Below are 19,266 nucleotides of genomic sequence, written 5' to 3' on the forward strand. Positions count from 1 at the left end.
ACTCATTAATGCGTCAATCCCGAAATAAACATAACAGATATTAATCGGTAATTCACGCAAAAATTTCGTCGCTTATATAGAAAATCTCGCGGTATTTTCTCACATGCGGCGGTAGGGTAAAAGAGTTTTGTGAAAATTCCGTTAAATTAAAGAGGATAAATAATGTTTAGATACTTTTTACCATTGTTATTTTTTATCACTCCTGTGTCAGCTGACAGCGCACCGGCTGGTCCGATGCTGGGACATGTCGCTTTACGGGCAGCCAATATTTGGGTCCAGGCACCTGAACCTGGAAAGCTTACCATTAAATACTGGACACAGAATAATAAAGACACGCAACATACAATCACTGCCGAGATTAACAATGGATATGGTCAAAGCCACACCTTTAAGCTTAACAACCTTGAACCTGGCACGACTTACCAATATCAGTTGCTGTTTAACGGCGAACCACTGAATAACGCCAAAACTTATTCTCTAACCACCCAAACCCTGTGGCAATGGCGCACCGATCCGCCGGATTTCGAGATTATCACCGGCTCCTGTAATTTTGAAAATGAGGCCGACTATGATCGCGCCGGCGACCCTTACGGCGGCCAGCATGAAATTTTTAATAAAATCGCCACAGAAGATGCGGATATGATGCTATGGCTGGGTGATAACTGGTATTACCGCGAAGTGGATTATGATGCCGAACAAAGCCTGCTTTACCGGGTTTTACGACACAAAAGCTACCCGCACCTGCAGCCTATTTTCCAAAAATTCCCCAATTACGCCACCTGGGATGACCATGACTACGGCCCCGACAACTCTACCAAGAGCTTTGTCTTTAAGGAACAGGCTTTAAATATTTTCAAGCATTTCTGGGCCAACCCAAGTTACGGCATGCCGGATCATCCGGGCGTTTATACCAAGGTCAGTTTTAACGATGTGGATTTCTTTTTGCTCGATAATCGCTATTACCGTGACCACGAAAATAAAATTGACGGACCGGATAAACATTATTACGGACAAAAACAGCTCAACTGGTTACAAAACCAATTACTCACCAGCCGGGCGCCGTTTAAATTTATCGTCGGTGGCGGTCAGATGCTGAATAACTTTCACAAATACGATGGCTGGGATAAGTACCGCCACGAACGCGAGCCGTTTTTACAATGGCTGGATGATCAAAAAATCACCGGCGTGATGATGCTCAGTGGTGACAAACACCACACTGAATTACTTAAAGCTGAACGTGAAAATGCTTACCCTCTGTATGAATTAACCTGTTCACCGTTAACCGCCGGCACCCACATCGGTGCACTGGATCAAATCAGCCAAAACCCCAGACTGGTAAAAAATACCCTGGTGGGTGAGCGCAACTACTGCAAAATCGCCTTTTCAGGCCCGCGCAAAGATCGGCGACTTGAAATTAAAGTACTGGGTGTCAACGGCCAGGAATACTGGCGCAAACAAATCAAAAGCAGTGTGCTCAGCTACGACCAGGTCAACTGATTTTGTTAACTCACCATGACCCAATTAAAAGACCAGGAAAAAATAGCGCAGCTTGAACAACGCAATCTGCGCTATTTAAATTTGTTCCGCTTATTTGCCGGCCTGTTCTTTTATATGCTGGTTAATAATCACTGGGTGGATAATTTCTATCAGGTCGATTATTTTCATCCCGGCGTTTTATGGACTGTCAATATCTATTTGGGTTTAAGCATCTGGGTTATGTTGTCAACCTTTATCCTGACTCAAAAAGCCGTGATTGTGATCAGTAAAACCATGCTGTTTCTGGATTTGCTGTTTTTAATTTATATGGCTTACGGCAGCAACGGCTTTGCCCAGGGTTTGGCCATTTTACCGGTGTTGCCGATTGGTTCCGCCGCCATGCTTTACCGCAAACCCGTCAATATATTGATGGCGCCATTCAGTGCCGCGGCTTTATTGTGGTTAATGCCTGAAGTGATTGACTTTTCTGCTCAGGCCACTGTCAGTCAATCCAGTTTATTACTGCATGCTTTGGCCTATTTTTTAATTGCACTGCTCGGCATTCGTCAATCCGTTTCATACACCAGCACCGTTCGTCTGTACAAAAGTCAACGCAAAACCATCAGTGGCCTGGAAAACATGAACCAGGTCATTATCGAAAAAATGTCCCAGGGCGTGATTGTTTACCAACACGATTATGTGGTGCTTCATGCCAACCAGGCAGCCAAAAACCTGCTCAACAGTGATGAATTGTTCTTTATTCCTGATGCCATTATTGAACACATGGAAAAGAAACAGGAAAGCCAAATTTACCACAGTGAACAAGGCCTGGATTTATATATTCGCAAAGCCAAGCTCAACACCGTTAAGAACTTTGGGGTGTTGTTTATCGAAGATTCCAGTTTCCTCAAAAAAGCCGCGCAGCAGCTGAATCTGGCTTCTCTCGGTAAACTCTCCAGTTCCATTGCCCATGAAATCCGCAATCCGCTGGCCGCCATCAGCACCGCTTCTGAATTACTGGCGCAATCAGAACACCTGCAAGATGAAGACCGCCAAATTGCCAACATCATCACCAATCAAACTGAACGTGCCAACCACATCATCGAAGATATCCTGGCCATGTCACGGCGCACCACCGCTAAACCCGAACAGTTAAATTTATTCGAGGTCTTAAAAAACCTGAAAAAAGAATTGATTGCCCAGGGCCTCGGCGAAGCCCAAAAAATCCATATCGTTTGTCCGCACGACAAAACCATTCATTTTGACCCCAAACACCTGCATCAAATCTGCTGGAACCTCGGCAGCAACGCGCTCAAACACGGCCAGGAAAAAACCCTCACCATCAGTGTCCACAACAACCGCATCGACTTTAAAAACCCCGGCGAACCACTTAAGTCAAGAACCCAGAAAAACCTCTTCGAACCCTTCTTCACCACCCACAACCGCGGCACCGGCCTCGGCCTCCACATCTGCCGCCAACTCAGCCACGACAACCACGCCAGCCTCACCTACCACCACCTCAACAACAACCACGTCTTCCGCCTCGAATTTAATCTGGACCAGGAATAATCATTTATTCCTCCGGCGCCCATAACGCCCGACTAATCGCCTCCGGTGTATCAAAGCCGTGACGGTAAATCAGATCATCACCAAATTCACAGACCACAAAGACATTTTCAATATCGCTGCCGGTTAGGCTGCCACTTTCATTGATTAGCTCAAAGCTTTGAAAAGTGTCTTCATAGTCGCTTTCATCAGCCAAGGGCGTAGCAAAATCAAAGGCGTCACACCACCATTACTTTAAAATATCAATGTAATATCAGGTATCAAATTAATCAGATAACCGCCGATAAAATATTGGTTGGTTATATAGCCGATATCGATAATATCACAGCTCACTAAAGTACCTGAATCATTGCCATCGCCACCACTGCAGATTATATAGCTTTAATTCGGTGTGGTAGACCGGCTTAACACCGTCATCGCATATTATTCCTCAAAACTGTTTGCAAAGATAACATCCAAATTAGCATTGACGCGATTACTTTCTATATTGATGTCACTGTAACCATCAGGTGCAACCACATTGGCCACAATGATTAATCCACCAGCATCGATTACATCAGACTGACCCATGATGGTGTATGTCATGCTTGAGTTGGCGGGAAAATCCAGTAAATGATTGATGTCACCACTACCATTAGCCATTAAACAATTCGCTCCATTGGTTGCATTGCCACAGATCCATGTTGCGTTGATCAAATCATCCGGTAACAAATGAATAAAATAAACACCAGTTAATGACTCAGAACTGTGGTTGCTGATCTGCAAGTTGTAACTTATATCGACGAGATTGTTTGCTTGCAACACATTAGACTCTAAAGCAATCATTTGTGCCGGCGTTTGCTGAACATTACTCAGTATCAATTCAAGATTGGTCGTTGTGGCTGAACCGTCTGTCACTTCTGAAATAGTTGCTGAATCATTACTGGTCACCAAGTTCGCGTTGTATACATGTGGGTCTGTATCTGTGGTTAATTTGAAGTGGTATGTTTGATTTGGATTGAGCCCTCCTTGTGTGTATACGATTTCATTTTTGCTATTGGTTTCATAAACTTGTGTAAAAGGTCCTGCCGGGTTCTCAGCCATCATGATTTGATACTGCCCATGTGCCTGATACACTGCTTCATTCCATTGTAAACTGATGCTGTCATCGCTCGAGGCTATGACTTGAATGTTAGCTGGTGATTGAGTTTGGGTGTATTGCCAGTCCTCTGTACAAAACGCAATATCAGAATTACATGGTCGAGCATTAATAAAGTCATTAAGCGTTTGATTATTGCTATAAAGCGCATTAAACCTTAAATCAGATATTGCCAAATTAGTTAAGTTCGAAAATGTAAGAGGAACTTCACCGGATAGATTGTTTGAGTATAAATACAAACCGCTTAATAAGTTTAAATTACCCAACTCAACCGGTATTTCACCAGTCAACTGATTTCTTGATAAAGACATATCGGTTAATTGGCTTAAGTTTCCTATAGTGGGAGGGATGCTGCCGGTAAGTTGATTTGCAGATAAATAGAGACGTGTAAGTTGGCTTAAACTGCCAATTTCTTCCGGAATTGTTCCACTAAACTGATTTAGTGATAAAAATAAATATTGTAACTGACTTAAATTGCCAATTTCTTTCGGGATTGTTCCGCTTAACTGATTTACAGATAAAAGTAAATATTGTAACTGACTTAAATTGCCTAATTGTGCCGGTATAGTCCCTGAAAGCTGATTTGCTACTAAGTCCAGTTGGATTAGTTGACTTAAATTTCCAAAAGATATTGGTATACTCCCACTAAGTTGGTTCTCATTTAAGTATAGATATTCTAATTGGCTTAAATTGCCGATTTCCTCGGGGATAGAGCCTGACAGCTGGTTTCTTGATAAAGATAAACTTTCTATTAAACTTAAGTTACCAAGACTACTGGGAATGGTTCCCGTTAACTGGTTACCCCAAAGGGACAAACTCGTTAAATTAGAAAGCCCGCCTAATTCTGGAGGTATATTTCCAGTCAGTTGGTTCTCATTTAAGATTAGTAATCTTAATTGGCTTAAATTGCCGATTTCCTCAGGGATAGAGCCTGATAACTGGTTTCTTGATAAAGATAAACTTTCTATTAAACTTAAATTACCAAGACTATTGGGAATGGTTCCCGTTAACTGGTTACCCCAAAGATACAAAGTCTTTAAATTAGAAAGTCCGCCTAATGCTGGAGGTATATTTCCAGTCAGCTGGTTCTGATTTAAAAATAAATATTTTAATTGAGTCAGGTTACCTAGGCTTGCAGGAATAACTCCTATCAATTGATTCTCATATAAAGACAAATTCTCTAATGAGTTTAAATTCCCCAAACTGGATGGTATACTTCCTGTTAATAGATTGTTGTCTAAACGCAAATAAGTTAAGTTTGTCAAATCACCTAACTCTGTTGGAATTACACCGGATAGTTGATTTGACTCTAAGGCCAAATTTGTCAACTCAGTTAAATTACCAATTGATACAGGTATAGTTCCTGTTAAAGTATTTGACCACAACTCTAGTCTATCCAAATTAACAAGGTTTCCTAATTCTGTTGGTATGTTTCCATTTAGGCTATTAACAGTTAAATTTAACCATGTTAAATTAGTTAAATCACCAATTTCATTAGGTATATACCCTACCAAATTCTTTTGCTGTAAAAGTAATTTCGTGACCGAATTATTCTCACAAGAAACTCCAATCCAGTTATTATCACATGGATCGCCAACCAACCAATTGGTGTTATCTGTCCAATTGACTCCATTGGTTGAATTGTATAGCGCCACCAAAGCATCGCGTTCTGCCTGTGGTACTGTCGACCATGCATTAACGGCAAATAGCATACAGATTATCATTAATTTATATTTTTTCATAATTTCCTCTTTTAAATAAATTCTCATTCATAGTTATCATCAATCTTCCGGCTTCCAAACCGCCCGACTAATCGCCTCCGGTGTATCAAAGCCGTGCCTGTAAATCAGATCATCACCGAATTCGCAGGCTACAAAGACATTTTCAACATCACTGCCGGTTAAGCTGCCACTTTCATTAATCAGCTCACAGCTTTGAATCGGGTCATTGGGCTGGGTTTGGATGGTGACATCGTAGCTTTGCTGATCGTCAAGGGGGGTTGGGAAAGCAAAGGCGCCCTGGTTTCTGATGATTAAATCATCTGTTAAGTTATTTTGCAGAACCATAAAGTTATCTGGGATTAAACCATTAACGTAACCGCCAATTACGTACTGATTAATCGTGCAATTAACTTCGATATCCGTGATGTCAGCGCCTTGCAAGGTGCCACTTCCGTTGATAACGGTGCAGCTTTGGTTTGGTGTCGTTGGGTTCGACAACACGCTGACATCATAGGCTGAGCCATCGGCCAACGGATTGAGGAATGTAAATGCACTGTTACTGTTAACCACTAAGTACTCATCACCTGCATTCATCGATAAAGTCACAAAATTATTATTGGCCAGACCCGTCACAGTACCGCCGATGCTGTGGACATCGGTGACACAGTTGACCTGGATGTCAGTGATATTTGCACCGGCCAGAGTACCTGTACCTTGTGTCACAGTACATTGCTGATTGGGAGAGCTTGGTTGTGTAGCAACAGAGACGGCATAATTTGATTCGTCATCTAACAAGGTCGCAAAAGTAAATGAGCCATCGGCTAAGACCGATAAATCATCACCGGCATTGTTTTGAAGAACCACATCATTGCCTGAGGCCAGACCTGAGACATTTCCACCCACTGAATATTGGTTGGTCTCACAAGTTACCACAATGCTGGTATCATCGTTACCAGCCAAGACACCTGTACCGTCACCATTGGTGCCGCCTGAAACAGAACAAGTTTGGTTCGGTGTGGTTGGATTGGTCAGGACAGTCACTGCATAGTTTGATTCATCGTCTAATTGTGTGTCAAACACAAAGGAACCATCGGCTGAGAACGTGAGATCATCAGTGCTGTTATTTTGCAGGACCACATCGTTACCTGAGGCCAGACCTGAGACGGTGCCACCTACTGAGTATTGGTTGGTTTCACAAATGACGATGATACCGGTTTCGTTTGCACCGGCAAGCGTGCCTGTCCCATCACCATTTGTTCCACCAGTAATCACGCAGGTTTGATTGGGTGCGGTTGGGTTGGTCAGGACTGTGACCGCATAGACTGTTTCATCATCAAGCAATGAATTAAAGACAAAAGAGCCATCGACTGAAACGGTTAAATCATCCCCGGCGTTGTTTTGCAGAATCACATCGTTACCTGAGGCCAAACCTGAGACACTACCACCTACCGAATACTGATTGGTGGTGCAGGTGACGACAATACCGGTTTCGTTTGAACCTGATAAGGTGCCTGTCCCATCATTATTATCACCACCTGTCACCACACAGCTTTGGTTGGGTGATGTTGGGTTGGTCAGGACTGTGACTGCATAGACTGTTTCATCATCAAGCAATGAATTAAAGACAAAAGAGCCATCGACTGAAACGGTTAAATCATCCCCGGCGTTGTTTTGCAGAACCACATCGTTACCTGAGGCCAGACCGGATACTGAGCCACCAACACTGTATTGACTGGTCACACAGGTTACATTCACTGTATAGTGTGTGCCATTCAGGACTCCACTATCGGCATTATCAAAGCCACAGACCTGATTGGGTGCAGTGGGCTGGGCTGTGATGTTTACATCAAAGGCTGAGCCGTCATCCAGGGTTGAAATCACCTGACTGATGTTATCATTTAAGGTCAGGGTATCACCCCCATTAGCGAAGCTCACCGAATTACCGGCTGCCAGGCCTGAAACTGAGACAGCCACATTATATTGGGTGGTGACACATTGGACCGTGACTTCATAATCCCCACCAGCTAAGTTACCTGAATTATTGCTGGTGAAGCTACAGACTTGGTCAGGGGTATCAGGCTGGGCTGAACTGATGCTCACATTAAACGCCGAGCCATCATCCAAAGTTGAAATAGTTTGCGTGGTGTTTGTGGAAAATATGGCTGTATCACCGCCATTGACAAAACTGATAGAATTGGTGGCTGCCAAACCTGAAACGATGACATTGACATCGTATTGATTGGTTGTACAAGTTACATCCAGGACCACATCAGCGCCATTAATATTCCCTATTGGATTAGTTACTACACAGGTTTGGTTGGGATCTGTTGGTTCAGTATTAACCGTGACATGATAAGCATCACCCTCATTTAATGCAGTGGCAAAGGTCGCAACACCGTCCATGCTTACCATCAGGTTATCACCGCCATTATTCATCAGCTCAACCGAGTTACCCGATGCAAGACCGGAAACATCGACTGAAACAGTGTGCGTATTAAACGGTAAATAAATGCCAAGTACAGTTCCACCTTCTCCACCCCAAACAATCATCTCCGTGCCTGTCCATATGGCCGTGTGATGACGCCTACCACTGGGTGTATTGCTAGTGCTGGTTGCTGACCAGACATTACTGTCCGGATTATACTTACCACCGCTATTTAAGTAATCTGCACCATAGCCACCCCAAACAATCATTTCAGTGCCTGTCCATATGGCCGTGTGATAATACCTGCCACCGGGTGCACTACTGGTGCTGGTGGCCGACCACACATCACTGGCCGGATTATACTTGCCACCGCTATTTGAGTAACTGCCATCATAGCCACCCCAGACAATCATCTCCGTGCCGGTCCATACGGCTGTGTGACCAGACCTGCCACTGGGTGCACCACTGGTATTGGTTGCCACCCAAACATCATCGTTCGGATTATACTTGCCACCGCTATTTGAGAAACCTCCATCACCAGAGCCACCCCAAATAATCATCTCATTACCTGTCCACACGGCTGTGTGAAAAGCCCTGCCATTGGGGGCGCCACTAGTGGTGGTCGCCACCCAATTGTCACTAACCGGATCATACTTACCGCCGGTATTCAAATGACCAAAACCACCCCAGATAATCATTTCACTGCCTGTCCACACGGCCGTGTGAAGACGTCTACCACTGGGAGCACCACTGGTGCTGGTCGCCACCCAACTGTCACTAACCGGATTATACTTACCTCCGGTGTTTAAGTAATTATAACCACCCCAGATGATCATTTCGCTGCCTGTCCATACAGCCGTGTGAAGATGCCTACCACTGGGTGCACCACTGGTGCTGGTTGCCACCCAAGTATCACTAACCGGATTATATTTACCACCGCTATTCAAGTTGTTACCACCCCAGATAATCATCTCGCTGCCCGTCCAAACGGCCGTGTGATGATATCTACCGATGGGGGCACCACTGTTGCTGGTTGCCGACCAGACATCACTATCAGGATTATACTTGCCACCGCTATTTGAGAAACCTCCATCACCAGAGCCACCCCAAACAATCATCTCCGTGCCCGTCCATACAGCCACGTGTTCACGCCTACCACCGGGTGCACCACTGGTACTGGTTACTGACCAGACATCACTGCCCGGATTATACTTGCCGCCGCTATTAAAGTAACTTCCATCAGTGCCACCCCAAACAATCATCTCAGTGCCTGTCCATACGGCCGTGTGTTCATACCTACCACTGGGTGCACCACTGGGGCTGATTGCGTACCAAATATCATTGGCAGGGTCATACTTGCCACCACTATTTAAGTAACTTGCACCATAGCCACCCCAAACAATCATCTCAGTGCCTGTCCATACGGCCGTGTGTTTACTCCTACCACTGGGTGCACCACTGGTGCTGGTTACTGACCAGACATTACTGACCGGATTATACTTGCCACCGCTGTTAAATACACTTCCATTATAGCCGCCCCAAACAATCATCTCAGTGCCCGTCCATACGGCCGTGTGAGAATGTCTGCCACTGGGTGCACCACTGGTGCTGGTTGACGACCAGATATCACTGACCGGATTATACTTACCACCGGTATTTAAGCTACCTACACCTACACGATTGCCACCCCAAACAATCATCTCAGTGCCTGTCCATACTGCTGTGTGGTAACGCCTGGCATCGGGAGTACCACTGGTACTGGTTGACATCCAAACATCACTACCGGGATTATACTTGCCACCGCTATTTAAGAAACTTGCACCATAGCCACCCCAAACAATCATCTCAGTGCCTGTCCATACTGCCGTGTGATTACTCCTACCACTGGGAGCACCACTGGTGCTGGTTGCTGACCACACATCACTGACCGGATTATACTTGCCACCGCTATGTAAGTAACTGCCATTATAGCCACCCCATACAATCATCTCAGTGCCTGTCCATACAGCCGTGTGAAAATACCTGCCATCCATATTAAATTCTTGTATCCATTGGCCGCCTGTTGATGCCTTTGTCTGCCAGTCAATATCAGCGTAGGATGAAGAGATCTTTGGAAGTTTAATTTGTTTTTGGTCTATAGGTTTATGTATGTATTTTTTTTCTTGATTGACCAGCCATTGATTGATGCTTTGTTTTTGCCAGGTTAAGTTTTTGACAGATACACTGTTTTCAGATTCTTTAATAATTTCTGTATAGGTAAAACTATATGGATATTCCTGTAGCGATTGGTGTGTGAGTTCGTTTTGTTTTTGTTTAAAGGCTTGCTCATCAAACTCAATGATGGTTTCCGTGTTCAGTTCTTGTGTCCGCGTATTAAATTCAAAGTCTTCTTTGTCTGCCTTTAGTTTAAATGTCACCATGGATTCTTGCGCATGGCTTAAATCAGTTTCACCGGTTTTAAAATATATTTCCAATTCATACTCAGCCAGTGTTTTAGTTTCAGCATGAATTTCATTGTGCTGATTAAAGCTGTTGTGTAATTTATTGTTAATCAAATAAGGGCGTGAAACACATTCAGCTATTGTGGCCGGCTGATTATCCAATAAGCTAAATACAGCCTTAAGACTTTGTGGGTCTTTGCTATTACGGGCCATGCGGTTGATGTCATACTGCAACATCTCATGATTGATGTCGATGTGAAATTGTTCGGATAAGATGGTTTGCTTATACAAACGATTCAACACTTTTTCTCGAACCTCACCGACGTCAACCATTTCAGAAAAAGCCGGTTTAGGCGCTTTATTTTCCTTCGGCCAAATATTTTTCGACCATTTGTGTTCTTGTAACTTAAGTTCACAAGCCACCAAATTATCAATGTACTCATCTTGGGATAACTCAGACCAGTTGTGGTTGATGATTTTAATTTGATCAAGATCATCCACAGCCTTCACAGAAAAACTGATGATCAGGAAAAAGGCAATTAAGTTTAATTGTGTGCTATGTTTAATCATTTTTATGTCCTCTTTTTAAGTCACCAATTAATAGAATACGGCTATTTCTATTCCATTCCATCTCTAAATATCATATCCGTAATCGCGGTAATCGTGCCAATATCCACTGAAGCACCATTAATAGTGACCGGAATTCTATCAGTGAGTTGAGACGTTGATTGACCACCTCGGTTTAATAGCGATGTGTTTAAATAATTAGCATTACCTGATAGCCGGATTTCATAATCACCATCATGTAAACCCGGGGTTAGGAATTTGGCATATTCTGAGATAAATTGATATTGGCCAATAAGAACATTATTTTGATAGAGTTCAGCTAATATATTTTTATCAGCCAGTAAAGAACCGGTGACGTTGTCTTTTAGGCTTCCCGAAATAACCGAGCCTTGATTCAAGTAAAAATCTCGTGTGACATGGCTGCTGCCATCCAATGTTATGGCGGTATTCATAACACATAAATGACCACTACAATCCAGGCTGCCTATACCCGGTGTGGTGTCAAAATACCCATAGCTTGGATCAAACCCGCTGATGCTTGAAATCAGTACATTCTTACGATCTAATAACTTTGCAGATCCGTTGTTAGTTCGAACATAATAATTACCTGCTGGTAGGGCGCTGCTGCTGTAACAAAGATGGTATTGGTTGTTGCCCATATCTAGATAAATATCCGAAGCAATTTCTATATGTTCATTTTGGTCTGAATAAATATGAACACTGAGTTTACTGCTTAAAAATTCATCACCGTTTTGGTATAAGATGGGATTTTGGCTATTATCGTAATAACAACCTTCAATACGAGAACCTTTTTCTAAAGTCACCTCCAGTCCATTTATATCATTGCCATTAACGGTAATCTCGGTTGCGTTGGTAAAATCACATAGCTTTCCCTGACAATCAATACCATCATGCACAAAACGTTTGTAGTCCATGGTATCTTGTCCTCCGTCAACAAAAGAAGCATAATCAATTTTATTGGCGGCAGAAAGGTAGTAGTTGCCATCAGGAATAGCGGCAAATCCACAGTTTGAGAAAGTCCATTCATTGTTTTGAGGATAGTTAGCGATTAAGAGACCTGCTGATTTAAGCGTTGTACTGTCGATAAGTTCAAAATCCAGATACCCATAACCACTTGAACCGACAGTAATGGGTAGCTGAGTATCTTTATCGATGACATAACCTCTGATTTGAGTTCCCGGTTGTAAATCCGGATAGGCAATTACGGTATCTTGTCCAGCTGTAACAGTCATACCACTAACAGGAAAATTCGATGGTTCAAAATGAGACCCACAACCTATTACTTGACCATTATGAAATTGACGCATTAAATCAATGCCCTGATTATTGTTGTCATAATTACGACCTAAGAATATAAGATGGTATTGTTCACTCGGCAGCAAACCATCTATACGACAAGTACTGTTGGCATCATACCAAGTACAATTTGTATGAATTTGATCTCCTTTTGAATTATGTACATAGACCCGTCGATAAATACTTGACACGTTTTGTGGCATTGTTGGTGGATTAATAACTAAACTTCCCCCTTTTTGCAAAATAAAATCATTAAGCGTATTCGTTGTATATTCTGCTGGGATACAAAAAGCATTCAAATTACATAGGGTGCCATCATGAAAAGTTCGGATATAACTCGGCTTGAATGCTGAAACATGCATTTGTGCATTATTGGGCACCATTGGAAAACTATATTGACCATTGACATCCGTAACTACTTCTAAATAACCTGACTTAAAAGGCGAGTTTTGCGTTGATTTTAATTGAACGTAAGAAGCTTCAAGGGCTTGCTGATTTGTATCAGTCACTTCACCGGAATAGATTTTACCCGTACCGGTCATTTGAATATCAGCCAGGGTGGCGGTGAACGTACCGGCACCTAATACAATGGTTTCATTACTGACGACAGGCTCTTCATAACAGCCCAGGGCACAGCTCAGGGCTTTGCCACCAGAATCATTCCAGCGATGTGGTACGGCCTGACCTGATAATACTTCGATGGTTATCGGCTGATTTTCAAAGTCATACCAGCCATAATATTTACCGTACCTGGAAGCAATATTATGACCCGTTGCACCGTAAGGTATATGAATGGTGTATTCACCATTCGCGTCTGTAACCGCTGTGTAGTCGTAATAAATATTTTCAAAATTATATCCACCCACCACATAAACCTGAACACCGGCCATCGGGTTATTACTACCATCACGCACCACACCGCTAAGCGTGGCATCAGCCCAAACGTTAAATGATACCAATACCAATAAAGCAATATATAAATTTTTCACTGTAACTCTCCATCTTTTTCTAAAATAAGAAACGTATAGAATTAAAGTATGCCCAACTGACAATTTCTCTCACTTTAGGCTGAAAAAAATTAATTTTTGTTGGGGTGAGAGGTTTTGGGAGCTTAAATCACTTTTAAATTGATATGAATAAGGACAAGTGGATGCGGGTTTTGTATTATATTTATCAGAATCAAAAAATGAGGGTTTCGGCCTTGGGCTCTGATAAAAATAAAACACCGTTAAATGTAGAACGGGCGGCGGCGTTGGCGCGGCGGATTATGTCCGGAGATGCGCTGGCGGAGAATGAGTTTGTGCGTTTGAATCACAGCTGGTTGCTGTTTATTATTCGCCGGCATTTTTCGCGTTCTTGTCATCATGAGGATATTTTGCATGATGCTTTTATGGTGGTGCTGGGTAAATTGCAGCGCAGTAAAATCAAAACCCCTGAGTCGATATTGGTGTATTTGCGTTCTACGGCGATTAATATTGGTTATGAGTATATGAAGAAAGACAAGAAGTTCTCTTCCGCTGTCAAGCAGGACTTTATCGATTTGATTGCTGATGCACAGGACACGCTGTTATCGCAACTGGTGTGGGATGATAAGGTGCATTTTGTGAAACAGGTGATTAACGAATTGGGGCAAGAGCGGGATCAGGATATTTTGCTGCAATTTTATTTCCATCATGTCAGTAAAGTCCGGATTTGTCAGAATATGGAATTAACGTCTGAGCATTTTGATCGGGTAATTTATCGGGCCAAACAACGTCTCAAAGACCTGATTAATGAAGCAGACAATAACAATGACCATGGTAAAGATTCAAAAACAAACACGCGTAAAACCGGTGATAAAAATATTAAAAAACTGTTTCAAAGTATGGTGTTGACCTTGTTTAAATGGCAGCGGGGTGTGGCATGAGTAAAATGACGCCTGATGAAAAAATGCTGCAAGATTACATCCAGAATAAGCTCTCAGCCGAGCAGACTGAAGCGGTTGATTTGTGGCTGGCTGATCACCCACAAGCGCTGCAGGATATGCAATTAGATCTGATGTTCGCACAGGGTCTTGAAGAGATTCAGGCCGATAACCCCACTGATGATAGTCAGTGGTTGCATTTACCGGGTTCTTCGTTTTTACAGCGGGTGGGTTTAATCGCTGCGATGGCGGTGGTTTTTGTTTTGGGTGGTTTGACGGTTCATTTTCTGGACAAAGACACCGGTCAGTCGATGTCACAACCGGACATTATTATGCTGTCAACCAATCGCGGCATTGAAGATGATGTTAGTTTTAATCACAATGAAAATACGGTGATACAAATTCCTGCCGGATATTTATCTGATGATCGTTACACGGTTGAATTGTTACAAAAATCCCAGACCATCTATCAGATTAATGATGTTACATCTCAAGATGATTTACTAACGGTGTTCGTTCCCAAGGGTTTGTTGGCGGCGGGGCGCTATCAACTGAAAGTGATGAATCTGAGCACGCAAGAAAGTGAAACGTTTGGTTTAGCGGTTCATTGATCTTAGTTTTTCCCGCAAAATGATGAGGTTATTGGGTGGCATACAGGGCGTATGTGACCTACATGGATGTGGGTCTGTCATGTGAGCAGGAGCGGAAATGACCTGCAACAAGAGCAGGAGCGTTCGTTGCCAAGCCCGATAATGACAGTGTCATTTTATTGTTTGATTAAAAACCAGCCGGCCCAGTATTTGGGGTGGCGGGTTCGGGGATTTTTAAGCATGGCTTTTTGGGCTGACCAAAAAGCTTGATCAACGGCTTGTTGGTCGCCCAGAAATTGGTAAAAATAAGCCATAAATCGACTGCTGGCTTGATCGTCCACCTGCCATAAACTGGCCACCACATGCTTTGAGCCGGCTTCTAAAAAAGACTCGGTTAAGCCACTCAATCCCAAGGCGTCATCGGCTTGGCCAAGACCGGTTTCACAACCACTTAACACCGTTAAATCCAGGTTATTAGGCAACGCCGCAATATCCATTACCCTGACATAAGCCGATGATTGTGTTTGACCCTGCGGGGTGTAGGCAGACAAGACCAAAGAGGACAGCCCCGGAATATCCGGATGAAAAAAGGCATGGGAAGCCATATGCAACACCCGAAAGGGCTGTAAATCCAGGCTCAAAAAGTGTCTTTTATTGGCGGCAAAACCGCTCAAAGTGGTGGCATTGAATTGACGCGCGATGAATTCAGTTTCATGTTGTGTATGAATTAACCTGGGATAGGCATTGATCGCTTCGGTTTCACCGGGTGGGTGTGTCAGGCGTTTATCCTGTGGCGTATACACCGGATCTGTTACCACCAGTGCCCGAGCCTGTTTGGGTATTCGGTGTGGGCTGCGAGTTACCGCGTCCGGGGTATTTATGCGTTGCACCGCAGTGCTGGTGACAATCGGTTGTGTCTGCTTGTATCGTGCATCAGGCAACGCACCCAACGGCAATAAGTTTAAGGGTTCATCGGTAATCAGTTGGATGGTTTTAACGGCTTTGAATCCCGATAAGGGCCCGGTCAGCGTTGCGGCCAATTGTGCCGTGTGTCGATGTTCACGGCTTTGTCCGGTCAATTCCAGTCTCGACAGGGCAATGCGTTCTTTCAGTTGTTGTTTTGGCGGCAATTGATGGGTGACAAATTGATCATGAGAAATCCACCAGGATAAACCACCGACATCACCCACGGCATACACCAACAGTAAGACGTCATCGGATAATTGTTTTTGAATGTCGTGCAATTGGATTGGAGGTTTATCCGCAGGGGGCATGTGCTGATAGGAAAAATCAATGCGGGCCTTGAGTTCAATGATGTCGTTTTCGATGCGTTCTTTATCGGCAGATGATAATTGTCGATTTTCAAGGGCTTCGGATTTGTTCTGGATGGCTTGCAGCCACGCTGTCATTTGCTCGCTGTGCAAAGAAGAGGTGTCCTCTTGCCGGCGTCGTGTGGCTGACTGAAATTGACTGCGCTGATGCATGGTTTCTAAGAATGCCTGCTGTGATTTACCCAGTTTATGCAAGATAAGGGCGTTCAGTGACCGGGTCTCTTTTAACATCTTTTGGACACTGTCGTTGATTTTGGCATCTTCTGAGCTGCCAAGATAAAACCGCAGGTTGGTGATCTCTTCATTGATGACTCGCTCAGCTTCGGTGAAATCTTGAGTTAAATAATACGCCTGTGCCAACAAATTATTGGCCCGACTGAGTAAGCCGGTGTGCCATATTTTTTTGAGGGATTTAATTTCCCGGTTGAGTATCTCTATGGCTTGCACATAATCCCGATTGTCCATGAGCCACTCAGCCCGGGTAATCTGAATACTGGCTGCCAGGCGCTTATGGGGTGAGTTTTGACTATATCGGACGGCCGGTTCGATGTGGCTGCCTGCTTTTTGTAAGTTGTCCTGTTGTCGGTAAAGGCTGTATTGGTTTAAATGACTTAAGGCCTTAAATCTTGCATGGTCATGGGTTTCGGCCAGGGCCAGTAATTCTTGGCTCAAGCGCAACGCCATCGTGTGTTTATTTTGTTTGCCGTAAATGGTGGCCAGTTTGTGCAACGACGCCATGTGACCGACTGGATGATTTTTGGGGTCTCTTAAGGTAAGGGCTTTTTTAAAATAAATTTCAGCCAATTTCAGCATCCCTAAATTATCATAAAAAATACCCAAATTATGCCGGCACAAGGAAAGCCAGCGATTATTTCCATTTTGTTCAAATATAGGGCAGGCAGATTCCAATAATTCTTGTGCGTGCTCATAATCACCTTTTTTGAGGTAATGCATGGCCAAATTATTTTTCGCTTTGGCCGGTGTTAAACGACCGGAAAGATTTTCTGATAATTGAATATAGGCCAGCCAGATGATTTCGGCTGTTTCCGGATCGCCCAAACCATCATAAATCAGGGCCAGGTTATTTAAAGTGGCCGCCGTGTTTTTGTGGTCATCACCCTGATTTATCGCAGTTATAATGTTATGGGTTGTTAAAAACGCTGTATTCAGTCTCACGCCATTAATTTCTAATGACTGATAGAACAACTTTTTCGCTTCGGTCAACTCACCCAGCTCCCAATTAATCAACCCGGCATTATTCACAGCCTGGGCCAATACCAATGAATTTAACTCGTCGGTGTAGGTATTCATTATTTTTTCAAATTGGCTCAGGGCTTCTTCTAATTGCCCCATATGCCAATAAGTCAAACCCAATGGATTTAAGGCGCGCAATGCTTGTATTGGATGATGTTCTGACCAAATCTCAATCGATTTTTTGAGGGCATCAACGGCCTCTTGCCGGGCGCCCGTTTCCTTAAGCGCAATACCTTTTTCATACAATGCCAGTCCCAAATAAAACGTGGCCCGGTCTTGTTCAAAGTACTGTTCTGCCGCCAAAAAATGGGCGATGGCTTTTGCTGTCCGGTTTGCATGCCCCAGGTATTTTTTAATCCGCAAATCATTGGCAACCGTATAGTTTTCAAGGCCTTTCATAAAATTTGCAGACTTTCCCTGTAAAGACAGCAAGGACAATTTCACCGTGGTTGAGACTGCGCTCGATTCTAAAGGTTTAACCTGAATATGAGCGTCCGTTGCATTGCCGGGAATAAGGATTAAATAATTACCATAGGGCCCCATCCAACTGGCCGAATGAATGTCCTTGTCATTTAAAGTAATACTGCCGAAGGTGTCTAAGTCTTGATTTTCGACAACAATAAGCCGATCATAATCCTGCTCGCCGATATGAATAACCGAGTCTTGGGTAACAGAATATATCTTAGTCTCACCCTCACCTAAGAAAATATCTTTCGAAAAAGATGGCAGTGAAACAAACAATAAGAAAATGATTATGTAGGGCATAGACAAGTTATTTTAAATTAAAACAACTTGTCTGGCAAAAAGTTAATTATTCGCCTGAATTACCGCCTGTGCCGGTTCCATCCTCCTGAAAAGCCTCTTTAGGAGTTATAGAATTAATTGACCTAAAATCATACCTGATGTAATGATTGTATTTTTGCCCGTTGTCACCGCCATTTTCTCCAATGTTGTTGGATGGCCTTTCACCATTATTTAATTCTGCAAAATACCACATTTGTTTTTCATGGTTGAAACGTTCATGGGGTTCTGGTGTGAACCAGTGTTTATCCGCTTGAGAATATTCTATTAATTCCGCACTGACATGCCACACCGGATTTTTTCCTCTGGTCTCACTCACATAAACGCTTGCGATACCGGTACCATCTTCAAAATCAACTAAAGTAATGACACCATTTAAATGTTTTATATTGTCTGTTCTGCAAATTCGATAAGACATGGTTTTGGGTGATTGTGTGTTTGACATAATTTTCTCCTGCTCTTTGTTGTTACTAACCACGAAGCCTCTACTGTTTAATTATAAACCATAAAGTTTCGGGTTCTTTAAGCAAGTGACTTCACCCAAGCTATTCTCTCACCCAAAGGTATTATTTAAATAATCATTTTTAAGTGAGAGATTTCCTTACCTCAAACCACTTTATAGAGGTACAAAGACATTTTGTACATTTACGTCATTTCATCTAAGTATGGGGTATTGCATCGCCAGGGAAGGCGGCATCCTTTGTGGTATTAAGAGATGATGACAAGGGGAGTTTTG

Annotated in this window: 10 protein-coding genes; 4 read left to right on the forward strand and 6 right to left on the reverse strand. The window is 43.2% G+C overall.

Features of this window, described 5'->3' with window-relative positions; translation table 11 throughout:
- Positions 1–162 precede the first annotated feature (162 nt).
- Positions 163–1,497 (forward strand): alkaline phosphatase D family protein, encoded by a 1,335-nt coding sequence (locus tag IEV16_RS06635; protein ID WP_188364890.1) that lies wholly within the window; start codon positions 163–165, stop codon positions 1,495–1,497.
- Positions 1,498–1,512: 15 nt separating this feature from the next.
- A complete protein-coding gene (locus tag IEV16_RS06640) occupies positions 1,513–3,045 on the forward strand; it encodes a histidine kinase dimerization/phospho-acceptor domain-containing protein (RefSeq protein WP_188364891.1) in 1,533 nt (510 codons plus the stop codon).
- A gap of 4 nt (positions 3,046–3,049) precedes the next feature.
- Here IEV16_RS06640 and IEV16_RS06645 read toward each other — a convergent pair whose 3' ends face one another.
- The 4 genes from IEV16_RS06645 to IEV16_RS06660 all read right to left on the reverse strand — a co-directional run bounded on the left by IEV16_RS06645 (position 3,050) and on the right by IEV16_RS06660 (position 13,640).
- A complete protein-coding gene (locus IEV16_RS06645; protein WP_188364892.1) occupies positions 3,050–3,238 on the reverse strand; it encodes a hypothetical protein in 189 nt (62 codons plus the stop codon).
- Between the two features lie 227 nt (positions 3,239–3,465).
- Positions 3,466–5,922 (reverse strand): leucine-rich repeat domain-containing protein, encoded by a 2,457-nt coding sequence (locus tag IEV16_RS06650; protein WP_188364893.1) that lies wholly within the window; start codon positions 5,920–5,922, stop codon positions 3,466–3,468.
- Positions 5,923–5,961: 39 nt separating this feature from the next.
- The gene (locus IEV16_RS06655; RefSeq protein WP_188364894.1) at positions 5,962–11,337 is read right to left on the reverse strand and encodes a Kelch repeat-containing protein; all 5,376 of its coding nucleotides are present in this window, start codon (positions 11,335–11,337) and stop codon (positions 5,962–5,964) included.
- A 47-nt stretch (positions 11,338–11,384) separates the two neighbouring features.
- Positions 11,385–13,640 carry a carboxypeptidase-like regulatory domain-containing protein gene (locus IEV16_RS06660; protein ID WP_188364895.1) on the reverse strand — a complete coding sequence of 752 codons (2,256 nt, stop codon included), beginning with the start codon at positions 13,638–13,640 and terminating at the stop codon, positions 11,385–11,387.
- Between the two features lie 161 nt (positions 13,641–13,801).
- Between IEV16_RS06660 and IEV16_RS06665 the strand changes: the two genes are divergently transcribed.
- Positions 13,802–14,557, forward strand: a complete 756-nt coding sequence (locus IEV16_RS06665) for an RNA polymerase sigma factor (RefSeq protein WP_188364896.1) — start codon at positions 13,802–13,804, stop codon at positions 14,555–14,557.
- Entirely contained in the window at positions 14,554–15,165 is a 612-nt protein-coding gene (locus IEV16_RS06670; RefSeq protein ID WP_188364897.1) for an anti-sigma factor, read from the forward strand. The genes IEV16_RS06665 and IEV16_RS06670 overlap by 4 nt, the downstream gene beginning before the upstream one ends.
- Positions 15,166–15,320: 155 nt before the next feature.
- Here IEV16_RS06670 and IEV16_RS06675 read toward each other — a convergent pair whose 3' ends face one another.
- Both IEV16_RS06675 and IEV16_RS06680 read right to left on the reverse strand, forming a co-directional pair.
- On the reverse strand, positions 15,321–18,494 hold the full coding sequence (locus IEV16_RS06675; protein ID WP_188364898.1) for a CHAT domain-containing protein: 3,174 nt from the start codon (positions 18,492–18,494) through the stop codon (positions 15,321–15,323).
- Between the two features lie 46 nt (positions 18,495–18,540).
- Positions 18,541–18,975, reverse strand: coding sequence for a hypothetical protein (locus IEV16_RS06680; RefSeq protein WP_188364899.1), 435 nt, complete (start codon positions 18,973–18,975; stop codon positions 18,541–18,543).
- Between the last annotated feature and the right edge of the window lie 291 nt (positions 18,976–19,266).

The sequence above is a fragment of the Marinicella pacifica genome, assembly GCF_014636635.1.
Lineage (GTDB): Bacteria > Pseudomonadota > Gammaproteobacteria > Xanthomonadales > Marinicellaceae > Marinicella > Marinicella pacifica.